Raw genomic sequence first — 3099 nt, forward strand, 5'->3', positions numbered from 1 at the left:
TAGAATTGCAGTTGGTGTTAGAATTGCAGTTGGAATTGGAGTTAGAGTTTTTAGACGGATTGCAGTTGGAGCCGTTGTTCAGCACGTTGGGATCAAGGCCACACTGCTTCAAAAGGTCGCTTACGTTGGAAGGAAGTGTTTTCCCGGAGCCGTTGGAGGTCAGATTCCCCAGCAGTGACTTCAGGTTGGAGTTGCAATTCGAGTTGGAAGAATTGTTGGCATAGGTACTGAAAACATTGTTTACATTCTGGAAAGCAGCGGGCCGGCCAAAACCGCTTGGGCAGGATGCACCCGGCAAGGTCTGTGCAGAAGCGCTGACCGCCAGGCCCACAGCAAGGATCGCGGATGTAAGGGCAACGCTAAGTGTTTTTTTCAAGTTTTTCATTTTGTTACCTCCTTGCATTCTATTGTAACTATTTTGTTACCATTTGCAATCTATAATTATTTCCATATCTCCCATGATATGGGATCACTCCCTGTATTCGTCTGGTACGAAGGGGTTTGCAATCCGCAAAACTGCCCCCTACGGTATATTTTTTTGAAAATGCCGTAATCGCTTCTCCCTAACAGTAAAATTCGACGGAGTGAGAAACCACGCCGATAAATTTTAGAATGTTGGCGTCTGGCTATGGGATAGCGGAAGTCTTTGGAAGAGCATATCCATTTGCTCTATTCCATACGTCCGTCTCATTCTTGCTGCCTACGCATGATTTGCAATCAGACCAATGGCATAGTTTAAAAATCCGTCGATGGCAACCAGCTTGTCGCCGGGCATATCCGCAAGAAATGCGAACAGCGCCCTGTCATGTTCGTCATGGTAGAGCTGGTGATCCCGGTAAGCCGTCTACCCTTTGTCCGTCAGGTACAGCAGGGCACGCTTTTTATCTTCGGCAATGCGCTCGTTCAGTTCAATAAAGGAACGGATGACATCCCCAGAGGAAATAACCGCTTCCACGCTCCCTTTTTGGTAAAGTCGCCCTTCGTATCAGTCGGCCCCTGTGGCTTCCAGGGGGATGAGGCCCGATGGGTATGTGTATTTCACCGCCGGCTGATAACCCCCACTTTGCAAATAATTGCCCAATTTGTTCTTAATTTTCGTCTTTTAGGGGGAAATCTTGAAAAAGTCCTTGCAATTAGGGGAACGGCATGGTATTCTATTCAGGCTACAAAGGGCGGTCCTCTGCCGCTTACGCGTCACTTTTGACGACGTGTCATGAATCAACGGTAAGAACGCCTATAAATTAGGAGGAAAATCCATGGATCTCATTAAGGAACTGAACAAAGAAGCGCTGGCACAGAAGCTGCCCGAGGTGAAGGTGGGCGATACCGTCCGCGTTCACGTGAAGGTCAGAGAAGGCTCCCGCGAGCGTATTCAGGTTTTCGAGGGCACCGTCATTGCCAAGAAGCACGGTGGCATCGAGGAGACATTCACCGTCCGTCGTATTTCTTACGGCGTGGGCGCGGAGAAGGTGTTCCCCGTCCCCTCTCCCTCTATCGACCATGTGGAGGTTGTGCGCAATGGTAAGGTTCGCCGTGCGAAGCTTTATTATCTGCGTGACCGTGTGGGCAAACGGGCGAAGGTCAAGGAGAAGCTCTAAGCCGCAAAATAGAAGTCGGCTTTTTGAAGGAATCTTAGTTCCAAGGCAAATGGTGTGACTTTTAACGCTGCAAGCGACAAAACGGCAGATTAAATCCCCGGCAGAAATTGCAATGCCATTTCTTGTTTACACCAAAGAGGACAAAACACTTGCCTTTGTGACAATTCCCTGCAAGCGCCCTCCCTCGTCTAGCACCGCCAGAGGATAAGTCGATTCCGCTGACAGGGGCATGATGTCCTCCACCGAGGCATCCAGACCCACTGAAGGGACATCTCTGATAATCATTTCCGTCAACCCTAACGTCTCCCGCTTGGCCCGCATGGCATCCGAAAGAGTCAAAATTCCCTGAAGCTTCATCTGCCCATCCACGGCGTACACTGAAGACATAGCGTTTTTCCGCATCAGCCGCAGCGCATGGTCAATGCCGTCGCCGGGCTTAATCAGGCTCACCGGCGTAATCATAATATTACGCACAGACAAAACCTTTGATTTATCCGCGGAGTCAATGAACCGCCGCACATAGTCGTCCGCCGGATTTGTGCTCATGCCTTCGGGCGTATCCACCTGAATCAGGCGGCCGTCCCGCATAATGGCAACCGTGTCGCCAAGATGAAACGCCTCGTCGATATCATGGGTAATAAAAATGACGGTCTTTCCCAGTTTGCGCTGAATGGACAGCAGTTCAAACTGCATGTCGTTTCGCACCAGCGGGTCCAGCGCGGAGAAGGGTTCGTCCATCAGCAACACCTCAGGATCGTTGGCAAGCGCCCGGGCAAGGCCCACCCGCTGACGCATGCCGCCTGAAAGGCTTCCGATCATGGATTCCTCCCAGCCTTCCAGTCCCACCAGGGCAATCGCCTCTCTGGACCGCTTTTCCCGCTCCTCCCGGCCCATGCCGGACACCTCCAGCCCGTAGGCCACGTTGCCCAGCACATTTCGGTGGCTCATCAGGCCAAAGGACTGAAACACCATGGCCACCTTCCGCCGCCTGAATTCCCGAAGTTCCTGCTTATTCAGCTTGAGAAGGTCCACCCCGTCAAAGGTGACGGAGCCAGAGGTGGGCCGATGCAGCCGGTTAAAACAGCGCACCAAGGTGGACTTTCCGGAGCCGGACAGTCCGATGACCACAAAAATCTTGCCGCGTGGAATTTGTAGGTTGATGTCGTACAGCGCGGTGGTCACACCGGTTTTTTTCAGCACTTCTGCCTTTTCCATTCCCTGACTCAGCAGCTCTGTGGCCTCTTCCCGGCGCGTTCCATACAGTTTGGAAAGATTCTTCGTCTCAATAATCATATCGCTCATCGTCATTCATCCCCCGATTCCTTCCGACTCGAAAACCAGCCCTGTGTCAGGCGGTCGAGAAGAATGGCGAGAATGACCACCGAACCGCCGGCCATAAAGCCTCGGGAGATTTCCACCCGGTTGACGGCGATGAGCACCTCGTTGCCAAGTCCCCGTGCTCCGATCATGGAGCAGGTCACCACCATGGACATGGCCATCA

The 3099-nt window shown here is 52.2% G+C and carries 3 protein-coding genes and 1 pseudogene; 1 reads left to right on the forward strand and 3 read right to left on the reverse strand.

What is annotated here, in order from left to right; all coding sequences use genetic code 11:
* Positions 1 to 385 (reverse strand): hypothetical protein (locus RT018_RS15690; RefSeq protein WP_397360493.1); only part of this gene is annotated, 385 nt, incomplete at its 3' end.
* Between the two features lie 871 nt (positions 386 to 1256).
* On the opposite strand from RT018_RS15690, the gene rplS reads away from it, so the two are divergent.
* Positions 1257 to 1598: a 50S ribosomal protein L19 gene (gene rplS / locus RT018_RS15695; protein ID WP_312943248.1), complete on the forward strand. Its 342-nt coding sequence runs from the start codon at positions 1257 to 1259 to the stop codon at positions 1596 to 1598.
* A gap of 126 nt (positions 1599 to 1724) precedes the next feature.
* Here the strand turns inward: rplS and RT018_RS15700 are convergent, their stop codons facing one another.
* Both RT018_RS15700 and RT018_RS15705 read right to left on the reverse strand, forming a co-directional pair.
* Entirely contained in the window at positions 1725 to 2900 is a 1176-nt protein-coding gene (locus RT018_RS15700; protein ID WP_312943249.1) for a glycine betaine/L-proline ABC transporter ATP-binding protein, read from the reverse strand.
* A 2-nt stretch (positions 2901 to 2902) separates the two neighbouring features.
* Positions 2903 to 3099, reverse strand: a pseudogene (locus RT018_RS15705) (choline ABC transporter permease subunit); the annotation flags it as partial.

Source organism: Oscillibacter sp. (assembly GCF_032060045.1).
Lineage (GTDB): Bacteria > Bacillota > Clostridia > Oscillospirales > Oscillospiraceae > Oscillibacter.